Source organism: Variovorax sp. OAS795 (assembly GCF_040546685.1).
GTDB lineage: Bacteria > Pseudomonadota > Gammaproteobacteria > Burkholderiales > Burkholderiaceae_C > Variovorax.
Window position 1 is genome coordinate 2,229,721 of sequence record NZ_JBEPOH010000001.1, and the last position, 17,238, is coordinate 2,246,958.

Here is a 17,238-nt window from a genome sequence, read left to right on the forward strand (position 1 = left end):
TATATGGCGCACGCGGCGCCTTCTTGCGGCTCGTTCGCTCAGTCGCGTTCGCCGCCGGCAATGCCGAGCAGGGCCAGCAGGCTCTGGAACACGTTGAACAGGTCCAGGTAGAGCGCGAGGGTGGCGCTGATGTAGTTGGTCTCGCCGCCGTCCATGATCTGCTTCAGGTCATAGAGCATGAAAGCCGAGAAGATGCCGATGGCAGCCACCGAGATGGCCATCATGCCGGCGCTCGAGCCCACGAAGACATTGATGATCGCGCCCACCATCAGCACCAGGGCGCCGACGAAGAGCCACTTGCCCATGCCGGACAGGTCGCGCTTGATCACGCTGGCCAGCGAAGCCATCACGAAGAACACGCCGGCGGTGCCGCCGAACGCGGTCATGACGAGTTCCGGGCCGTTCTTGAAGCCCAGCACCATCGCGATCAGGCGCGACAGCATGAGGCCCATGAAGAAGGTGAAGGCCAGCAGCACCGGGACGCCGGCGGCCGAGTTCTTGGTCTTCTCGATGGCGTACATGAAGCCGAAGGCGCCGCCGAGGAAAACGATGAGGCCCAGGCCGCCGGTAAGAGAGCGGGTGAGGCCGGTGCTCACGCCGATCCAGGCGCCCAGCACGGTAGGCAGCATGCTCAGTGCCAGCAGCCAGTAGGTGTTGCGCAGCACGCGTTGGCGCTCAGCCTGCGGCAGCACCTGGCCGTAGCCGGTGGAGGTGTCGAGGGTGGTAACGCGGTCGTTCATGGACGTAGCTCCTTGGGTTGCTGCAATGACGCAATTGGGCGCATTCTAGGGGTCTGCAAGAGGGTGGAAGCGAAAAGACCGTATGGCCGATGGTCCTAAGCCTGGCAGACGCCTGGGGGCGTTGGCCGTTATGCTGTCAGGTTTTTACGAACCGCTCCCGACATGAAGACCAAGCATTTCCTCGAACTTGCCGATGTGAAGGCCATTGCCGCCGCCGCCGAGGCCGAAGCCCTCAAGAACAACTGGGCCGTGACCATTGCCATTTCCGACGACGCCGGCAACCTGCTGTGGCTCCAGCGCCTGGACGGCGCCGCGGCCCTGTCGTCGCATATCGCTCCCGCCAAGGCCCACACGGCCGCCATGGGGCGCCGCGAGAGCAAGGTCTACGAAGACATCATCAACGGCGGCCGCACGGCGTTTCTCACGGCACCCGCGGTGCAAGGGCTGCTCGAGGGCGGCGTGCCCATCGTGAAGGATGGCCAGGTGATCGGCGCCGTGGGCGTGAGCGGCGTCAAGTCGAACGAAGACGCCCAGATTGCCAAGGCCGGCATCGCCGCCCTCGGCCTCTGACATCGAGCGCACCGCACGGCATGTCCGTGCCGCGGTGCGCCGGTCGAAAAGCAAAACGCCGACTTCGAGGTCGGCGTTTTTCATGGATCTTCAGCGTGAAAAAAAAGCTTGGCTAGTCGGCGAACCGTTGGCTAGCAAAAAACGACCCTTGGAGATCGAATCTCCTCGAGTCGCCCCACGATGAAACTTGCGCGAAGGGCGGGCTGACTTCTTTCCTTACTTACTTGGTAAGGATCAGCTTGCCGAGTTTGGTGGCCTGCAGGCGATAGAGAGAACCGTTGTGCATGATGCCCACGGTCTTGCTTCCCTTGAGAAGCGCCGTGCTTTCGACCATGGGCGCCGGACGCGCTGCCTGGACGGATGCATGTCCGCCACCCGATTGATCGAGCGATGGGTGGCTCAGAACAGAAAAGGCGTTGGGCTTGGCTTGCATTTGGAATTCCCTTATCGAGGCGATGAGTGAATGATAATGATTCGCAATAAAAAGTCAATCGATGCGATCGAGTTTTTTTATCTCTCGCGCGGCTTTCTTTACTTTGCGTCGGGCTCGGTGATGAAGCCGATCTTGCGTACGCCGGCTTCGCGCGCCGCGGACATGGCCTTGGCCACGCGCTCGTAGCGCACGGCCTTGTCGCCGCGGATGTGCATCTCGGGCTGCGGGTCCTTGGCGGCCTCGGCGGCGAGCCGCGCAGGCAGTTCGCTGTCTTCGACCTTCTGTTCATTCCAGTAGTAGGCGCCGTCCGCCGTGATGCTGAACAGGATGTTCTGCGGCTTGGCCTGCTCCGGTTCGCTGGTGGCGCGGGGCAGGTCGATGTTCACTGCGTGCTTCATCACCGGCACGGTGATGATGAAGATGATCAGGAGCACCAGCATGACGTCGACCAGCGGCGTCATGTTGATCTCGTTCATCACCTCGTCGGGTTCGTCCTGGGTACCGAAAGCCATGATGCTCAGCCCTTCTTGAGCGGAACCACGATCGCGTCGCCGCTGCCGCTTTGCACGCGTGCGCCGGTCACGAAGTAGGCGTGGAGGTCATGCGCGAAGCTGTTGAGCTTGGTCAGCACGAACTTGTTGCCGCGCACCAGCGCGTTGTAGCCCAGCACCGCGGGGATGGCCACCGCAAGGCCCAGCGCCGTCATGATCAGCGCTTCGCCAATGGGGCCCGCCACCTTGTCGATGGTGGCCTGGCCGGCCGTGCTGATGCTCATGAGCGCGTGGTAGATGCCCCAGACGGTGCCGAACAGGCCGATGAAAGGGGCGGTCGAACCGACTGAAGCGAGGATTGCCAGGCCGGTCTGCAGGCGGGCGGTGAATGCGTCGATCCCGTTGCGCAGCGCTCGCGTGATCCAGTCGCTCACGTCCAGCGCGTCGTGCAGGTGGGCCTTGGTGTTGCGGTGGTGCGCAGCCGCTTCGCGGCCTTCGAGCGCCAGGGCGCGGAACGGGTTGCTGTCGTCCTTGCCGAGCTTGTTCAGCGCGGTCGCGAAGTCTTCGCTGTGCCAGAAATCCTGCGAATGCTTGGCAAGCCGCTTGTAGCGGATGACGTCGAGGGCCTTGATGATGATCACGATCCACGAGACCAGCGACATGCCGATCAGCAGCACCGCCACGGCCTTGGTGACGAAATCGCCCTGGTTCCAGACGTTCATCAAGCCGAATTGGGAATCCATACGAAATTGCTCCAGAGAAAAAATCAGTTCAGTTTGAATGAGAAGGGTGCCCGCAGCAGGTAGGTGGTCTGCGCATTGCCGCCCGTTTGCCTGAAGGGGGTGACCTGGGCAGTCCGGGCGGCGCTGAGCGCCGCCTCGTCGAGCCGTTCGAAGCCGCTGGACTTGAAGAGTTCGACGCGCTTTGCGAAGCCCTCGCTGTCGAAATAGATCGAGACCACGGTGGTTCCGGCCTCGCCCAGGCGCTTGCTCATGGTGGGATAGGCGAGCCGCGGTTCCCTGACGTAGCGCGTCTGGCCTTCGGTGATTTCGATCGTCCGTGGTGCGGGCGGCGCGGGCGGTGCCGGCGGAGGCGCCGGGGGAGCAGGCGGCGCCGGGGCTTCGGCCACGGGCACCGGTGCGGGCGGCGGAGGTTCGGGCACGCCCACGGGCGCGGCAGGCGCGGGTGTCGGCTTGGGTTCGCGCACCGCGACCGGGCGCGGCGGCGGCTTGACGGCCTCCGGCTTGCGCTGAGGCGGCGGCGGGGGAGGAGGGGGCGGCGGCTCGGCCGGCTTGGGAGGCTCCACGAACTGGCTCAGTATCTCGACGGGAATCACCACTTCCGCGGCACGGCGCAGCAGGCCGCTTTGCAGCGCCCACAGCGCCGCCGCATGAAACAGGATCACGCCTCCGGCAATGAGTGCATTGCGCGAAAGGCCCAGGACAGAGGGGGGAGGGGCAAAGCGGTCAGACACGATCAACCCATTCGAATGCGGGCGCGCCGAAAACGTGCCCCGATTGCAGCAAAACCGCTACGACTACCGATTACTTACGAAAGATCCACCAGACCGAGCCCGCGACGAAGATCAGGCTGCCGCCGAGTGCCGAGAAGAGTTCCATGCCTTGCTTTCCGAAATGGAGGTGGCAAGCTGGATCGCGCTCGTTCCTGATTCGCGGTTCAACGCGGCGACGGGATGCGAGGCGCTGCACTGCGCGACGATATCGCGCGCACATCCTTCACATTGGCCACACTGGGTGGCCACGCCAAGCTCGAATTGGACTTCGTCGAAAGTCATGCCCGCGCGCACGTGACGTGCGATTTCACGGTCGGAGACTCGGCGGCAGACGCAAACGATCATGGTGGTGAAAGCGGCAGTGGCTGGCTGGTTGGTTCGAGCCGATTATAAATACGAATCTCTCGCATTTTCAATAACTATCCCGAAGGTAGGTCTTCCGTACGAGTTGGCTGGGTGTTGGAAAGGCGCAACAGCCAAATCTCAATGCGAATGATTAAGAACTACGTTCGCATACACTTCAGCCCGATTTCGGCAAGCCAAGCCCGGTGCAAGCATCGACGCGAGCCAGCCATCCATTCAAACCAGCCGTTTCGGGCTTTCTGGGAGGTTATCTTGGCCAATGTTGTCCGCCGGCGCGCTCGTGTGTCGCGTCCCGTGTCTTCTTCTGCAGCCGCCGTGGGCGCCACGGCAGTTGCAATCCCGCGAGAAGCGGCGATGCTTCCCTTTGGCGCCCTGATGCTGGCAGCCTCGGTCAGCAGCTGGGCGCAGACGCCACCGGCCACAGTGCAGGGCGGGACCCTGGGCACCGTCACCGTCACGGAGCAGGCCGAGACGCAGGGCAAGGACCAGGTCCAGACCAGGAAGACCAACATCGGCAAGGGAACGCAGGATATCCGCGACATTCCGCAGTCGATCAACGTCATCACCGAAAAGCTGATCGACGACGTCAAGCTCGACACGCTCCGTGATGCCTTGCACTACTCGGCCGGCATCACCTTCGCCGCGACCGAGAACGGCACCGACCAGGACATCCGGCTGCGCGGCTTTCCGGTGGCCACGGTCGGCGACTTGCTCATCGACGGCATGCGCGATCCCTCGCAGTACGACCGCGACACCTTCAACCTGGAACGCATCGAGGTGCTGCGCGGTTCGGCATCGATGATCTTCGGACGGGGCTCCACCGGCGGCGTGATCAACCAGGTGACCAAGAAGCCCCTGCTCGCCGACCAGACCGACGTGGAGGCCACAATCGGCTCGCGCGGCTACTACCGCACGACGGCCGACTTCAATGTGCGCACCGGCGAAACCTCGGCGCTGCGCATCAACGGCATGTGGAACAAGGCCGACAACGGCGGCGCCAAGGTCGACAAGTACGGCATCGCGCCTTCGTACAGCTGGGGCCTGGGCACGGCCAACGAATTCACGGTCGGGCTGTTCCACCTGAACGTGGACAACGTCCCGTTGTCGGCGGTTCGCTGGGTGGCGACCGGCCGGCAGGGCATCACGGGCTACAACGCGAGCGGCGTGCCGACCATCGGCAGCCTGGGAACGCTTGCACCGACCAAGCCGGGCAGCTTCTACGGCACCGCGGCCGACCAGCTCCTGGGCAAGGCGACTTACGGCACGGCTTCATGGCTCCATCGCTTCGACGACGGAGGCGAACTGCGCACGCAGGTGCGTTCGGGCACCTTCTCGCGCAACCAGTGGTCCACCGCAGCGGGTGCCAGCACCACCTTCGGTGCGCCGACCACGCTGGCCAATTTCAGCGACTACACCGTGCTCACGCGCAGCGGCCTCACGCCGCGCAAGGACGAGTACAAGGGCACCTACCTGCAGAGCGACTACAGCAAGGAGCTGAACTGGGGCGGCATGAAGCACCAGCTGCTGGCCGGCATCGATGCTTCGAAGGAAGAGGCGAGCCGCTACCAGAACGATGCGTTCTTCAACAACAGCTTCCGCGGCCGCGCGCTCGGCTCCCGGCCCAACACTTTCGTCGGCACGCCGAACGACGGCGCGGGCCTGAGCGGCACCTTCGTGGAGCCGGTGTACCGCGATTCGAGTTCGTACTCCGCAAAGTCTGTGGGCCTCTACCTTCAGGACCTGGTGCAGGTTGCGGACGACTGGAAGGTCTTGGGCGGTGTGCGCTACGACCGCCTGAGCGGTGATTTCAACCAGTACAACTACACGAATCCCGCGTGCGTGAGGCCCACGCCCGCGCCGCGCGGCTACACGCAAACGGCAAACTGCACCGACCCGCGTGAACGCTATTCCGCCGGCAGCCCGCTGCCGACGGTGGCCAGCACCCATCTGTCGCAAGGCGCCTGGAGCTACCGGGCCGGCGTGCTCTACCAGCCCTCGACCACGCAGTCGTATCACCTGTCGTACAGCACGTCGTTCAATTCGTCGGCGGACACCTACCAGTATGTGTCCCCCCAGACGGCGGGAACGCCGCCCGAGAAGAGCCGCAACATCGAACTCGGCGCCAAGCTCGACTGGCTCGACGGCAAGCTCTCCACGCGGGCGGCGCTGTTCCGCACCGAGAAGACCAACGAACGCACCACCGATTCGGACTTTGCCAACAGTTCGTACCTGCTGTCCGGCAAGCGGCATTCGCAGGGCCTCGAGCTCGACGTGGTCGGGCGCCTGACCTCGCAATGGGAGGTGTATTTCTCGTACTCCTTCATTCCCAAGGCCACCATCGACCAGGTGGGCAGCACCGCAACGCCGGGGACCGTGGGCTCGCGCGTCGGCCTGACGCCCAAGCACAGCGGGGCCGCCTGGATCAGCTACCAGGCCACGCCCAAGTTCCGCATTGCGGGCGGCGTGCGAGGCGCGTCCGAGAACCGCCCGCTGCAGGGCGCCAGCGGCGCTGCCAGCCTGGCCAACAGCACCCCGGGCTACGTGGTGGGCGACATGATGCTCGAATACAAGTTCACGCCCGACCTGTACGCGCAGCTCAACATCAACAACGTGACCAACAAGCTCTACGGCGATCAGCTCTACCCGGGCTTCGCGATCGCGGGTGCCAAGCGCACGGTGCTCCTCACCGTGGGTGCACGTTTCTAGAATAGGCCGGCACAAACGATCTTCCGCTCTTCATGCTCTTGCACATTCGCGAAGTCCTTTCGCCTGACGAAGTTCGCCATGCCAGGGAAATCCTGGGCCAAGCACCCTGGGAGGACGGCCGCCTGACCGCTGGCGAGCAATCGGCCAAGGCGAAGAACAACGAGCAGTTGAGGGAAGACTGCGAGGAAACCCGCGCGGTCCAGCAATTGCTGCTGCGCGGGCTCGAGCGGCACCAGATATTCTTCTCCGCCGCGCTTCCCAAGCAGATCTCGCCGCCGCTGTTCAATCGCTACGGCGGCACGTCGAACAGCTTCGGCAATCACGTGGACAGCGCGGTGCGATTCCTGCGCGACGGCACGGGCCGGGTCCGGACCGACATTTCCTGCACCGTGTTCCTGGCCGGACCCGACGAATACGATGGCGGCGAACTCGTGATCGAGGACACCTTCGGCACCCAGCGCGTCAAGCTCGCAGCCGGCGACATGGTGCTCTATCCGGGCACCAGCGTTCACCGGGTGCTGCCGGTGACGCGCGGCTTCCGGATCGCGAGCTATTTCTGGATCCAGAGCATGGTGCGCAGCGACGAGCAGCGCCGCCTGCTGTTCGAGATGGACAACCACCTGCGCCATCTGCGCAGCCAATATGGCGAGACCGATCCGGGCGTGATCGGCCTCACCAGCACTTATCACAACCTGCTGCGCATGTGGCTCGACGTCTGAGCCGCGGCGTGGCGCCTGCAACGCCAGGAGATTCATTCATGAACAAGTCACTTCTTTGCCTCGCGGCCGCATCCGCGGTCCTCTGGTCGGCATCCGCATCGGCCCAGTTCGTCGAGCACGACGCGGTCAAGTGCGCGCCGGTCCCCAAGGAGGAAATGCGCCCGCAGATGGAACTGCAGCGCAAGCTGACCTCCGAAGGCTGGAAGGTCCGCCAGATAAAGAACTTCAACGGCTGCTACGAGGTCTACGGCTTCGACGAGAAAGGGCAGCGCGCCGAAGTGTTCTTCGACCCCAAGACCTTCGAGAAGGTCGGGCAGGTGAAGCAGCCGTCCTGAGGATCGGCTCGGTGCCTGCGGCTTCCGGGCGTCCATCGACGCCGGTCTGGGCGCTTTGGCTGCGTGCGACCCATTGGGCGCTGGTGGCCGCCATTGCCGTGGCATGGTTCAGCGGCGAGGCGCTGCTGCGCCAGCATGAGTGGGCAGGCTACGCAGCACTGGCTTTGGTCGCCGGCCGCTGCGTCGGTGGCGGGCTCGGCGGGCACTATGCGCGCTTTCGCCAGTTCGTGCGATCTCCCCCCGCGGTGGTGCGCTATGCGGCCGAAGTATTTGACGGGCGCGAAAAGCGCTACCTGGGCCACAACCCGCTGGGCGGCTGGATGGTGCTTGCGCTCTTGGCGACGGTGGCTGTCGTCGGCGTGACGGGGTGGATGTATTCGCTCGACATGTTCTGGGGACTGGCGTGGGTGGAATGGCTTCACCGCACATTGGCCTGGATGCTGGTGGCGCTGATTGCGCTGCATGTGGCCGGCGTCGTCTTCACGAGCTGGCGGCACAGGGAGAACCTGGTGGCCGCCATGGTCAGCGGGCGCAAGCGCGCCAAGTCGCCGGGCGACGTCGACTGACGCCGGCCGCCCGGCTCGCCGATCAGCCGAGTTCGCCCATTTGCGATTGCAGGTAGTTCTGCAGGCCGACCTTGTCGATCAGCTCGATCTGCGTTTCCAGGAAGTCGATGTGCTCTTCCGTGTCGTCCAGGATTTCCTGCAGCAGGTCGCGTGAGACGTAGTCGCGCACCGTTTCGCAGTAGGCGATGCCGTCCTTGATGGTGGCTTGGGCGCCGGTTTCGGCGCCCAGGTCGCAGCCCAGCAGTTCGGGCACGTCTTCACCGATGTTCAGCTTGCCCAGGTCTTGCAGGTTCGGCAGGCCGTCGAGCATGAAGATGCGGTCCATCAGCTTGTCGGCGTGCTTCATTTCGCCGATCGATTCCTCGTATTCCTTCTTGGCCAGCTTGTCCAGGCCCCAGTGCTTGAGCATGCGGTAGTGCAGGAAGTACTGGTTGATTGCGGTGAGCTCATTCTTGAGCTGCGCCTGCAGATGTTCGATGACCTTGGGGTCGCCCTTCATGTTTTTTCCTTGTTCTCAAAGTAGGGATTGTGAGAGGGGCAGGCGAGCAGTTGCAAGCAAACCCATGCTGCAACGGTCTGCATGCGTTTGATGGTGATACACGTTCGTATTCGAGCATCGCGTGACGCAAGCACGGCCTTGTCTTTCATAGACCTCGGCGATACATTCGATAGTTCTTTACTATGAATTTGTCCTATATGGTAGGTATACTCATGGCTCGCACTTATTTTTGTCCACCTGCAGCATCCAAGGAATCACCATGTCCCTGATCAACACCCAAGTCCAACCCTTCAAGACCCAGGCCTACCTGAATGGCAAGTTCATCGACGTGTCCGACGAGACGCTCAAGGGCAAATGGTCCGTGCTGATCTTCATGCCCGCAGCCTTCACGTTCAACTGCCCGACCGAAGTCGAGGACGCGGCCGACAACTACCCCGAGTTCCAGAAACTGGGTGCCGAGGTCTACATCGTGACCACCGACACGCACTTCTCGCACAAGGTCTGGCACGACACCTCGCCCGCAGTCGGCAAGGCCAAGTTCCCGCTGGTGGGCGACCCCACGCACACGCTGACCAACGCCTTCGGTGTGCACATCCCCGAAGAAGGCCTGGCGCTGCGCGGCACTTTCGTCATCAACCCCGAGGGCATCATCAAGACCGCCGAAGTGCACTCCAACGAAATTGCCCGCGACGTCAAGGAAACCCTGCGCAAGCTGAAGGCAGCGGTCTATACCGCCGCCCATCCGAACGAAGTCTGCCCGGCCAAGTGGAATGAGGGCGACAAGACCATTGCACCGTCGTTCGACCTCGTCGGCAAGATCTAAGCGTCCCGCGCGAAAGCCCGGGCGCTCACGAGGCCCCGGGCTTTTTTGTTCCCAGTTGATAGTTTTAAGATATCGAAAGAGAGTCCGTCATGCTCGACGCCAGCACCAAACCCAGTTGAAGAGTTACCTCGAACGCGCCACCCAGCCGATCGAGATCGTCGCCTCGCTCGACGACAGCAAGGCCTCGGGCGAGATGCTGTCGCTCCTGAAGGACGTTGCCGAAGCGTCGCCGCTGGTTAAGCTGACCGAAAGCCGCGACGACAACCATCGCAAGCCTTCCTTCTCGGTCAACCGCCCGAGCGAGAACCACGGCCCGCGTTTTGCCGGCCTGCCGATGGGCCATGAATTCACGTCGCTGATCCTGGCGCTGCTGCAGATCGGCGGTTATCCGCCCAAGGTCGAGCAGGCGGTGCTCGACCAGATCCGCGCGCTCGACGGCGATTTCGAGTTCGAGATCTACGTTTCGCTCACCTGCCACAACTGCCCCGACGTGGTTCAGGCGCTGAACCTGATGGCGATCCAGAACCCGCGCATCCGCACCACGATGATCGAGGGCGGCACCTTCCAGGACGAGGTCAAGGAACGCCAGATCATGGCCGTGCCGACCGTGTTCCTGAACGGCACGGAGTTTGGCCAGGGCCGCATGAGCCTGGAAGAAATCCTTGCGAAGATCGACACCAGCGGCGTAGAGCGCGAGGCGCAGAAGATCGCCGCCAAGGACCCGTTCGACGTGCTGATCGTCGGCGGTGGCCCCGCCGGTGCCGCGGCGGCCGTGTATGCGGCGCGCAAGGGCATCCGCACCGGCGTGGCTTCGGAGCGCTTTGGCGGGCAGGTGCTGGACACGCTGGGCATCGAGAACTTCATTTCCATCAAGGAAACCGAGGGGCCCAAGTTCGCCCATGCGCTCGAGGAGCACGTGCGCGACTACGACGTCGACATCATGAACCTGCAGCGCGCCAAGGCGCTGGTACCGGGCAAGGACCTGATCGAGGTGCAGCTCGAAAGCGGCGCTTCGCTCAAGAGCAAGTCGATCATCATCTCGACCGGCGCCCGCTGGCGCAACATCAACGTGCCCGGCGAGCACGAGTTCAAGAACAAGGGCGTGGCCTACTGCCCGCACTGCGACGGGCCGCTGTTCAAGGGCAAGCGCGTGGCCGTGATCGGCGGCGGCAACTCGGGCGTCGAAGCGGCCATCGACCTCGCGGGCATCGTCGGCCATGTCACGCTGATCGAGTTCGACACTGCGCTGCGCGCCGACGCCGTGCTGCAGCGCAAGCTCAAGAGCCTCCAGAACGTCGACGTGTTCACCAACGCGCAGACCACGGAGATCACCGGCGACCAGAAGGTGAACGGCCTGGTCTACAAGGACCGCGCGACGGGCGAGCTGAAGAAGGTCGAGCTCGAAGGCGTGTTCATCCAGATCGGCCTGGTGCCCAACACCGACTGGCTCAAGGGCGTGGTTGAACTCACGAAGCATGGCGAGATCGTGGTCGATGCCAGGGGGCAGACCTCGGTGCCGGGCGTGTTTGCGGCCGGCGACGTGACCACGGTGCCGTTCAAGCAGATCATCATCGCGGCCGGCGATGGCGCGAAGGCGGCGCTGGGTGCGTTCGATCACCTGATCCGGACCTCGGCCCCGGCCGAGCAGGCTGCCGCCTGAAGCCCAGCAGCGGCGGGCAGGCCGGGCGGCGGGTTCAGTAGACCAGCCGCTCCGGCTTGAGCTCCTGCAGGATGGTCGTGGCGATTTCCTCGATCGACTTGGTCGTCGTCGAAAGCCACCGGATGCCCGCGCGGCGCATCATCGCCTCGGCCTCGCTCACCTCGTGGCGGCAGTTCTCCAGGCTGGCGTAGCGCGAGTCGGGCCGGCGCTCGTTGCGGATCTGGCTCAGCCGCTCGGGCTGGATCGTGAGCCCGAAGATCTTCTTGCGGTGCGGCATGAGCGCCGGAGGCAGCTGCCGGCGGTCGAAATCTTCCGGGATCAGCGGATAGTTGGCCGCCTTCAGCCCGTGCTGCATGGCCAGGTAGAGCGACGTGGGGGTCTTGCCGCTGCGGCTCACCCCCACCAGGATCACGTCGGCGCCTTCGAGGTCGCGGTTGCTCTGGCCGTCGTCATGGGCCAGGCTGAAGTCGATGGCCGCGATGCGGGCGTCGTATTCCTTGCTCTTGCTGACGTCGCTGAAGCGGCCGATCCGATGGTTCGACTTCACCGCCAGCTCGATTTCCAGCGGCCGCACGAAGGTGCCGAACATGTCGAGCAGCATGCCCTTGCAGCCGGTCTCGATGACTTCGAGCACCTCCATGTTGGCCAGCGTGGTGAAGACGATGGGGCGAACGCCCTCCAGCTCGGCCGTGTGATTGATCTGCCGCACGGCCTGGTGCGCCTTGTCGACGGTATCGGTGAACGGCAGCCGGACATGGCGCGGCTTCATCTCGAACTGCGCGAGCACGGCGTTACCGAAAGTTTCGGCGGTGATGCCGGTGCCGTCGGAAATGAAGAAAACGGTGCGTGTGTGCATGGTGTAGCTCTTGCGGCCTTGTCCTGCGGCGCGTGCAACCTCGCCACGCCTACAATCCGGGCCATTATCGGGAATCCGCTTTCCCTTGCCCTAATTCTTTCCATGCACGCCGCGCCCGCACCCAAAGCAACGACAACGATCGTGCCGCGCCGCCTGCATGCAGCACCGGTTTCAACTTCTGGAGCTTTCCCATGTCTGCACTTTTCGACGCGACCGCCCTGGTCGTACCGTTTGAAAACCTGAGGATGACCGACGTCGAGTCGGTCGGCGGCAAGAACGCCAGCCTCGGCGAAATGATCTCGCAGCTGCCTGAGGGCGTGCGGGTGCCCACGGGCTTCGCGACCACGGCGCACGCCTTTCGCCAGTTCCTGGCGCACGACGGGCTGGCCGACAAGATCAGCAAGCGGCTCGCCGCGCTGGACACCGAAGACGTGCGGGCGCTGGCCGTGGCCGGCGCAGAGATCCGCGCCATGGTCGAGGCCCAGCCGTTTCCGGCCGACCTGCAGAAAGCCATCGCCGAGGCGTTCGCGAAGCTGAGCGAAGGCAATCCGGCCGCCTCGTTCGCCGTGCGCTCGTCGGCCACCGCCGAAGACCTGCCCGACGCTTCCTTTGCCGGCCAGCAGGAGACCTTCCTCAACGTGGTCGGCATCGACGACGTGCTGCACAAGATGAAGGAAGTCTTCGCATCGCTCTACAACGACCGCGCCATCAGCTATCGCGTGCACAAGGGCTTTGCCCACGACGTGGTGGCGCTCTCGGCCGGAGTGCAGCGCATGGTCCGTTCCGATCTCGGTGCAGCGGGCGTGATGTTCACCATCGACACCGAGTCGGGCTTCGAAGACGTGGTGTTCATCACCTCCAGCTACGGGCTGGGCGAGACGGTGGTGCAGGGCGCCGTGAACCCCGACGAGTTCTATGTGCACAAGCCTACGCTGCGCGCCGGCAAGCGCGCGGTGATCCGCCGCAACCTGGGCTCCAAGCTGATCCAGATGGAGTTCGCCACGCCCGAAGAGAAGAAGGCCAGCGGCAAGCTGGTCAAGACCACCGACGTCAAGACCGAGCAGCGCAACCGCTATTCGCTCAGCGACGCCGACGTGGAGCAGCTCGCCAGGTACGCGCTGGTGATCGAGGAGCACTACGGCCGGCCGATGGACATCGAGTGGGGCAAGGACGGCACCGATGGCCAGCTCTACATCCTGCAGGCCCGTCCCGAGACCGTGAAGAGCCAGCAGCAGGGCAAGGCCGAGCAGCGCTACAAGCTGTTGGGCAAAGGCGCCGTGCTGGCCGAAGGCCGCGCCATCGGCCAGAAGATCGGCACCGGCCCCGTGCGTCTCGTGCACAACATCAGCGAGATGGACAAGGTGCAGGCCGGCGACGTGCTCGTCACCGACATGACCGACCCCAACTGGGAGCCGGTGATGAAGCGCGCCGCCGCCATCGTCACCAACCGCGGCGGGCGCACCTGCCACGCGGCCATCATTGCGCGCGAGCTCGGCATTCCCGCCGTGGTGGGCTGCGGCGACGCCACCGACCTGCTGAAGGAAGGCACGCTGGTGACCGTGAGCTGCGCCGAAGGCGACACCGGCTTCATCTACGACGGCCTGCTCGAGACCGAGGTCACCGAAGTGCAGCGCGGCGTGATGCCCGAGATCGACATCCAGTTGATGATGAACGTGGGCAACCCGCAGCTCGCCTTCGACTTTGCGCAGCTGCCGAACCACGGCGTGGGCCTGGCGCGGCTCGAATTCATCATCAACAACAACATCGGCGTGCACCCGAAGGCGATCCTCGACTATCCGAACGTCGACAACGACCTGAAGAAAGCCGTCGAGTCGGTGGCCCGCGGCCACGCCTCGCCGCGCGCCTTCTATGTCGACAAGGTGGCCGAAGGCATCGCGACCATTGCGGCAGCGTTCTGGCCCAAGAAGGTCATCGTGCGCCTGTCCGACTTCAAGTCGAACGAGTACCGCAAGCTGATCGGCGGCAGCCGCTACGAGCCGGAAGAAGAAAACCCCATGCTCGGCTTCCGCGGTGCGGCGCGCTACCTGAGCAAGGATTTCGGCGAAGCCTTCGCCATGGAATGCGAGGCGCTGAAGCGCGTGCGCAACGACATGGGCCTGGTCAACGTGCAGATCATGGTGCCCTTCGTGCGCACCCTCGGCCAGGCCGAACGCGTGACCACGCTGCTGGGCGAGCACGGCCTGAAGCGCGGCGAGAACGAGCTCAAGCTGATCATGATGTGCGAGGTGCCGAGCAACGCGATCCTGCCCGAGGAGTTCCTGAAGTTCTTCGACGGTTTCTCGATCGGCTCGAACGACCTGACCCAGCTCACGCTCGGCCTGGACCGCGACTCCGGCCTCGAGCTGCTGGCTGCCGACTTCGACGAGCGCGACCCCGCCATCAAGGCGCTGCTGAGCCGTGTCATCAAGGCCTGCAAGGCCGAGGGCAAGTACGTGGGCATCTGCGGCCAAGGCCCCAGCGACCATCCCGACTTTGCGCTCTGGCTGGCGGAGCAGGGCATCGAATCGATTTCGCTCAACCCCGACAGCGTGATCGATACCTGGCAGCAGCTCGCCAAGCGTTGAACGGCGCAGGGGCGCGCTGCGCCCCTGTCGCGCGACAGCCACCGGGAAATTCCTGCCTCGCCGTCAGCTGAAATGAATCAGAATGTGTTACTCGTGTCAGACCTGTAAGCTCACAGGGCTGGCTCGGCCGCTTGCGGAATGCGCATGGCGAAAACCGCTCGTGGCTGCGCCCGCCGGCATATTGCGGAAGAAACCATCATGATTCTTGTCAAGACAGACGCCGGACAGCAGGTTCTCAAAGATCGCTCGGTACCCCTCTCGCCGCGCCAGCGTACCGCGTTCATCCTGTTCGACGGCAAGCGCTCGATCGACGAGGTGATTGCCGGAACAGGCATCGCGCGGGAGGAGGTCGATCAACTGGTCACGCTGGGCCTGCTCGGACCGGCGGCGGGCAGCAAGGCCCCCGTCCCAGTGCCGGCAGTCGACACGCCGGCGGGTGGCAGCGCACCCGCTGCGCCAGTGTCGGCACCCGAGCCAAAGCCGGCCGAGACCGTGCCGCCTGCGGCCGCTCCCTCAGGGCGCAGCAAGCAGCAGCGCTACAAGGACGCCTATCCGATCGCGACCCAGTTGACGGGCGCCCTCGGACTGAAGGGCTTCCGGCTCAACCTGCAGGTCGAGGGCACCGGCAGCTACGACGACCTGGCCGCGCTGGCACCCAAGATCCGCGCCGCCGTGGGCCCCGAGAAGGCAGCCGCCCTCGACAAGGCGCTCAACGACTGAGCTGGACAAGCATTGCACCAGCCGTGCTACAATAGCCGGCTTTGCCTTGCCACACTGCGCCCGACGCTGCAGGTGGCTTTTCCTCTTCTACGGAAGAATCCACAAGGAGTGCCATGCGTCACTACGAAATCATTTTGCTGATCCACCCGGATCAGAGCGAACAAGTTCCGGCCATGCTGGAGCGCTACAAGGGCCTCATCACGGCCGGCGGTGGCAAGATCCACCGCGTTGAAGACTGGGGCCGCCGCCAGCTGGCCTACCAGATCAACAAGCTCAACAAGGCGCACTACCTGTGCGTCAACATTGAAGCAGAGCAAACCGTGATGGGCGAACTCGAACACGCGTTCAAGTTCAACGACGCCGTGCTGCGCCACCTCACCGTCCAGAAGAAGAAGGCCGAAACCGGTCCTTCGTCGATGATGAAGACGGTCGAGCGCGAAGAAGCACGCAAGGCCCAGCAGGCCGAATACGCCGCCAACAACAGCTGATGGCGTGACCGCTGCCGCTGCTGCGGCAACCGGGGTCAATCAGCTTGTGCTGACCGCCTCTGTTGCCGAACTCGGAGCCTTGCGATACACGCCCGCCGGCCTTCCCGCCATCGACCTGAAGCTCGAACACGAATCGACGCTCCAGGAGGCAGGAAAGTCCAGGCAGGTGAAGACGGCCCTCAAGGCCGTTGCCTTCGGCGCCATCGCCGAACGGCTCGCAACGCAGTCGATGGGAAGCCTCTGGCGTTTTCAGGGATTTCTCGCGACACCGGGCAACGGCAAGCATCCGGTCCTGCACATCCAGGATTTTCAGCAAGATTAATTTTCGACAAGAGGTCCCCAAATGGCCACGTTCAAGAAATTCAACAAAGACAAGCGCCCGAAGCGCAACACCCAGTCGCTGCTGTTCAAGCGCAAGCGCTTCTGCCGTTTCACCGTCGCTGGCGTCGAGGAAATCGACTACAAGGACATCGACACGCTGCGTGACTTCATCAGCGAAAACGGCAAGATCATCCCCGCACGCCTGACCGGCACGCGCGCGATCTACCAGCGCCAGCTCAACACCGCGATCAAGCGCGCACGCTTCCTCGCGATGGTGCCGTACAGCGACCAGCACCGCGTCTAAGGAGCCGTCACCATGCAAATCATTCTTCTGGACAAGGTTCTGAACGTCGGTGCCCTGGGCGATATCGTCAAGGTCAAGGACGGCTACGCCCGCAACTTCCTGATCCCGACGGGCCGCGCCCGCCGCGCCACCGCCGCCAACAAGGCCGAATTCGAAGCCAAGCGCGTCGAACTCGAAAAGGCTGCGGCCGCCAAGCTGGCCGAAATGCAAGCCCAAGGCGAGAAGCTCGGTGGCACGACCGTCAAGCTGACCCAAAAGGCCGGCGTCGACGGCCGCCTGTTCGGCTCGGTCACCAACGGCGACATCGCCGAAGAACTCGGCAAGCAGGGCTACAAGGTTGCCAAGTCGCAAGTGCGCCTGCCCAACGGCCCGATCAAGGTCGTCGGCGACAGCACCGTGAGCGTTGCGCTGCACACCGACGTGGTGGTCGACATCACCGTCACGGTCTACGGCGAAACCGCCTGACCGCCCACAGCGCCTGGTGCGCTGCCACAAAAGCCGCCTCCGGGCGGCTTTTGTCTTTTGGCCGCCGCTTTTGTCCAGTGG

Annotated in this window: 20 protein-coding genes and 1 pseudogene; 13 read left to right on the forward strand and 8 right to left on the reverse strand. The window is 64.0% G+C overall.

Annotation, left to right across the window (positions count from 1 at the left end):
• Positions 1-38: 38 nt before the first annotated feature.
• Positions 39-740: a Bax inhibitor-1/YccA family protein gene (locus tag ABID97_RS10740; protein WP_354398476.1), complete on the reverse strand. Its 702-nt coding sequence runs from the start codon at positions 738-740 to the stop codon at positions 39-41.
• 162 nt (positions 741-902) lie between these two features.
• Between ABID97_RS10740 and ABID97_RS10745 the strand changes: the two genes are divergently transcribed.
• Positions 903-1,310 (forward strand): GlcG/HbpS family heme-binding protein, encoded by a 408-nt coding sequence (locus ABID97_RS10745; RefSeq protein WP_354398477.1) that lies wholly within the window; start codon positions 903-905, stop codon positions 1,308-1,310.
• Between the two features lie 220 nt (positions 1,311-1,530).
• Here ABID97_RS10745 and hemP read toward each other — a convergent pair whose 3' ends face one another.
• The 5 genes from hemP to ABID97_RS10770 all read right to left on the reverse strand — a co-directional run bounded on the left by hemP (position 1,531) and on the right by ABID97_RS10770 (position 4,092).
• Positions 1,531-1,743, reverse strand: a complete 213-nt coding sequence (gene hemP, locus ABID97_RS10750) for a hemin uptake protein HemP (RefSeq protein WP_354398478.1) — start codon at positions 1,741-1,743, stop codon at positions 1,531-1,533.
• Between the two features lie 98 nt (positions 1,744-1,841).
• Positions 1,842-2,255 (reverse strand): ExbD/TolR family protein, encoded by a 414-nt coding sequence (locus tag ABID97_RS10755; protein WP_354398479.1) that lies wholly within the window; start codon positions 2,253-2,255, stop codon positions 1,842-1,844.
• A 5-nt stretch (positions 2,256-2,260) separates the two neighbouring features.
• Positions 2,261-2,977, reverse strand: a complete 717-nt coding sequence (locus tag ABID97_RS10760) for a MotA/TolQ/ExbB proton channel family protein (RefSeq protein WP_354398480.1) — start codon at positions 2,975-2,977, stop codon at positions 2,261-2,263.
• A gap of 23 nt (positions 2,978-3,000) precedes the next feature.
• Positions 3,001-3,711: an energy transducer TonB gene (locus ABID97_RS10765; RefSeq protein WP_503012813.1), complete on the reverse strand. Its 711-nt coding sequence runs from the start codon at positions 3,709-3,711 to the stop codon at positions 3,001-3,003.
• Between the two features lie 108 nt (positions 3,712-3,819).
• Entirely contained in the window at positions 3,820-4,092 is a 273-nt protein-coding gene (locus ABID97_RS10770; protein ID WP_018903007.1) for a (2Fe-2S)-binding protein, read from the reverse strand.
• A 372-nt stretch (positions 4,093-4,464) separates the two neighbouring features.
• Here ABID97_RS10770 and ABID97_RS10775 point away from each other — a divergent pair, with 372 nt between their 5' ends.
• The 4 genes from ABID97_RS10775 to ABID97_RS10790 are packed head-to-tail and all read left to right on the forward strand — an operon-like array spanning position 4,465 to position 8,436.
• Positions 4,465-6,816, forward strand: a complete 2,352-nt coding sequence (locus ABID97_RS10775; RefSeq protein WP_354398482.1) for a TonB-dependent receptor — start codon at positions 4,465-4,467, stop codon at positions 6,814-6,816.
• Between the two features lie 32 nt (positions 6,817-6,848).
• The gene (locus ABID97_RS10780; protein ID WP_354398483.1) at positions 6,849-7,535 is read left to right on the forward strand and encodes a Fe2+-dependent dioxygenase; all 687 of its coding nucleotides are present in this window, start codon (positions 6,849-6,851) and stop codon (positions 7,533-7,535) included.
• A 38-nt stretch (positions 7,536-7,573) separates the two neighbouring features.
• Positions 7,574-7,870, forward strand: coding sequence for a PepSY domain-containing protein (locus tag ABID97_RS10785; RefSeq protein ID WP_354398484.1), 297 nt, complete (start codon positions 7,574-7,576; stop codon positions 7,868-7,870).
• A gap of 11 nt (positions 7,871-7,881) precedes the next feature.
• Positions 7,882-8,436, forward strand: coding sequence for a cytochrome b/b6 domain-containing protein (locus ABID97_RS10790; protein ID WP_354398485.1), 555 nt, complete (start codon positions 7,882-7,884; stop codon positions 8,434-8,436).
• A 22-nt stretch (positions 8,437-8,458) separates the two neighbouring features.
• Here ABID97_RS10790 and bfr read toward each other — a convergent pair whose 3' ends face one another.
• Complete coding sequence (bfr, locus tag ABID97_RS10795; protein WP_354398486.1) at positions 8,459-8,935, reverse strand: bacterioferritin; 477 nt, start codon at positions 8,933-8,935, stop codon at positions 8,459-8,461.
• Between the two features lie 259 nt (positions 8,936-9,194).
• Between bfr and ahpC the strand changes: the two genes are divergently transcribed.
• Together ahpC and ahpF are read left to right on the forward strand one after the other, a co-directional pair.
• Complete coding sequence (ahpC, locus tag ABID97_RS10800) at positions 9,195-9,758, forward strand: alkyl hydroperoxide reductase subunit C (RefSeq protein ID WP_007830764.1); 564 nt, start codon at positions 9,195-9,197, stop codon at positions 9,756-9,758.
• Between the two features lie 89 nt (positions 9,759-9,847).
• Positions 9,848-11,418: pseudogene (gene ahpF, locus ABID97_RS10805) on the forward strand (alkyl hydroperoxide reductase subunit F).
• Positions 11,419-11,452: 34 nt separating this feature from the next.
• Here ahpF and ppsR read toward each other — a convergent pair.
• Positions 11,453-12,274: a posphoenolpyruvate synthetase regulatory kinase/phosphorylase PpsR gene (gene ppsR, locus ABID97_RS10810; RefSeq protein WP_354398487.1), complete on the reverse strand. Its 822-nt coding sequence runs from the start codon at positions 12,272-12,274 to the stop codon at positions 11,453-11,455.
• A gap of 191 nt (positions 12,275-12,465) precedes the next feature.
• Between ppsR and ppsA the strand changes: the two genes are divergently transcribed.
• The 6 genes from ppsA to rplI all read left to right on the forward strand — a co-directional run bounded on the left by ppsA (position 12,466) and on the right by rplI (position 17,157).
• Positions 12,466-14,859 carry a phosphoenolpyruvate synthase gene (gene ppsA / locus ABID97_RS10815; protein WP_354398488.1) on the forward strand — a complete coding sequence of 798 codons (2,394 nt, stop codon included), beginning with the start codon at positions 12,466-12,468 and terminating at the stop codon, positions 14,857-14,859.
• 198 nt (positions 14,860-15,057) lie between these two features.
• Positions 15,058-15,579, forward strand: coding sequence for a hypothetical protein (locus tag ABID97_RS10820; protein ID WP_354401731.1), 522 nt, complete (start codon positions 15,058-15,060; stop codon positions 15,577-15,579).
• A 113-nt stretch (positions 15,580-15,692) separates the two neighbouring features.
• Positions 15,693-16,067 (forward strand): 30S ribosomal protein S6, encoded by a 375-nt coding sequence (gene rpsF / locus ABID97_RS10825; protein ID WP_028258846.1) that lies wholly within the window; start codon positions 15,693-15,695, stop codon positions 16,065-16,067.
• 4 nt (positions 16,068-16,071) lie between these two features.
• Positions 16,072-16,389 carry a primosomal replication protein N gene (gene priB / locus ABID97_RS10830; protein ID WP_354398489.1) on the forward strand — a complete coding sequence of 106 codons (318 nt, stop codon included), beginning with the start codon at positions 16,072-16,074 and terminating at the stop codon, positions 16,387-16,389.
• 21 nt (positions 16,390-16,410) lie between these two features.
• Positions 16,411-16,692, forward strand: a complete 282-nt coding sequence (gene rpsR / locus ABID97_RS10835; protein ID WP_007830781.1) for a 30S ribosomal protein S18 — start codon at positions 16,411-16,413, stop codon at positions 16,690-16,692.
• A gap of 12 nt (positions 16,693-16,704) precedes the next feature.
• Positions 16,705-17,157 carry a 50S ribosomal protein L9 gene (gene rplI, locus ABID97_RS10840; protein ID WP_093011867.1) on the forward strand — a complete coding sequence of 151 codons (453 nt, stop codon included), beginning with the start codon at positions 16,705-16,707 and terminating at the stop codon, positions 17,155-17,157.
• Positions 17,158-17,238 lie beyond the last annotated feature (81 nt).

What these genes read in the sequence shown, in the direction of transcription:
- ABID97_RS10740 (WP_354398476.1), bottom strand. Translation starts at nt 740, where the DNA reads ATGAACGACCGCGTTACCACCCTCGACACCTCCACCGGCTACGGCCAG.
- ABID97_RS10745 (WP_354398477.1), top strand. Translation starts at nt 903, where the DNA reads ATGAAGACCAAGCATTTCCTCGAACTTGCCGATGTGAAGGCCATTGCC.
- hemP (WP_354398478.1), bottom strand. Translation starts at nt 1,743, where the DNA reads ATGCAAGCCAAGCCCAACGCCTTTTCTGTTCTGAGCCACCCATCGCTC.
- ABID97_RS10755 (WP_354398479.1), bottom strand. Translation starts at nt 2,255, where the DNA reads ATGGCTTTCGGTACCCAGGACGAACCCGACGAGGTGATGAACGAGATC.
- ABID97_RS10760 (WP_354398480.1), bottom strand. Translation starts at nt 2,977, where the DNA reads ATGGATTCCCAATTCGGCTTGATGAACGTCTGGAACCAGGGCGATTTC.
- ABID97_RS10770 (WP_018903007.1), bottom strand. Translation starts at nt 4,092, where the DNA reads ATGATCGTTTGCGTCTGCCGCCGAGTCTCCGACCGTGAAATCGCACGT.
- ABID97_RS10775 (WP_354398482.1), top strand. Translation starts at nt 4,465, where the DNA reads ATGCTTCCCTTTGGCGCCCTGATGCTGGCAGCCTCGGTCAGCAGCTGG.
- ABID97_RS10780 (WP_354398483.1), top strand. Translation starts at nt 6,849, where the DNA reads ATGCTCTTGCACATTCGCGAAGTCCTTTCGCCTGACGAAGTTCGCCAT.
- ABID97_RS10785 (WP_354398484.1), top strand. Translation starts at nt 7,574, where the DNA reads ATGAACAAGTCACTTCTTTGCCTCGCGGCCGCATCCGCGGTCCTCTGG.
- bfr (WP_354398486.1), bottom strand. Translation starts at nt 8,935, where the DNA reads ATGAAGGGCGACCCCAAGGTCATCGAACATCTGCAGGCGCAGCTCAAG.
- ahpC (WP_007830764.1), top strand. Translation starts at nt 9,195, where the DNA reads ATGTCCCTGATCAACACCCAAGTCCAACCCTTCAAGACCCAGGCCTAC.
- ppsR (WP_354398487.1), bottom strand. Translation starts at nt 12,274, where the DNA reads ATGCACACACGCACCGTTTTCTTCATTTCCGACGGCACCGGCATCACC.
- ppsA (WP_354398488.1), top strand. Translation starts at nt 12,466, where the DNA reads ATGTCTGCACTTTTCGACGCGACCGCCCTGGTCGTACCGTTTGAAAAC.
- ABID97_RS10820 (WP_354401731.1), top strand. Translation starts at nt 15,058, where the DNA reads ATGATTCTTGTCAAGACAGACGCCGGACAGCAGGTTCTCAAAGATCGC.
- rpsF (WP_028258846.1), top strand. Translation starts at nt 15,693, where the DNA reads ATGCGTCACTACGAAATCATTTTGCTGATCCACCCGGATCAGAGCGAA.
- rpsR (WP_007830781.1), top strand. Translation starts at nt 16,411, where the DNA reads ATGGCCACGTTCAAGAAATTCAACAAAGACAAGCGCCCGAAGCGCAAC.
- rplI (WP_093011867.1), top strand. Translation starts at nt 16,705, where the DNA reads ATGCAAATCATTCTTCTGGACAAGGTTCTGAACGTCGGTGCCCTGGGC.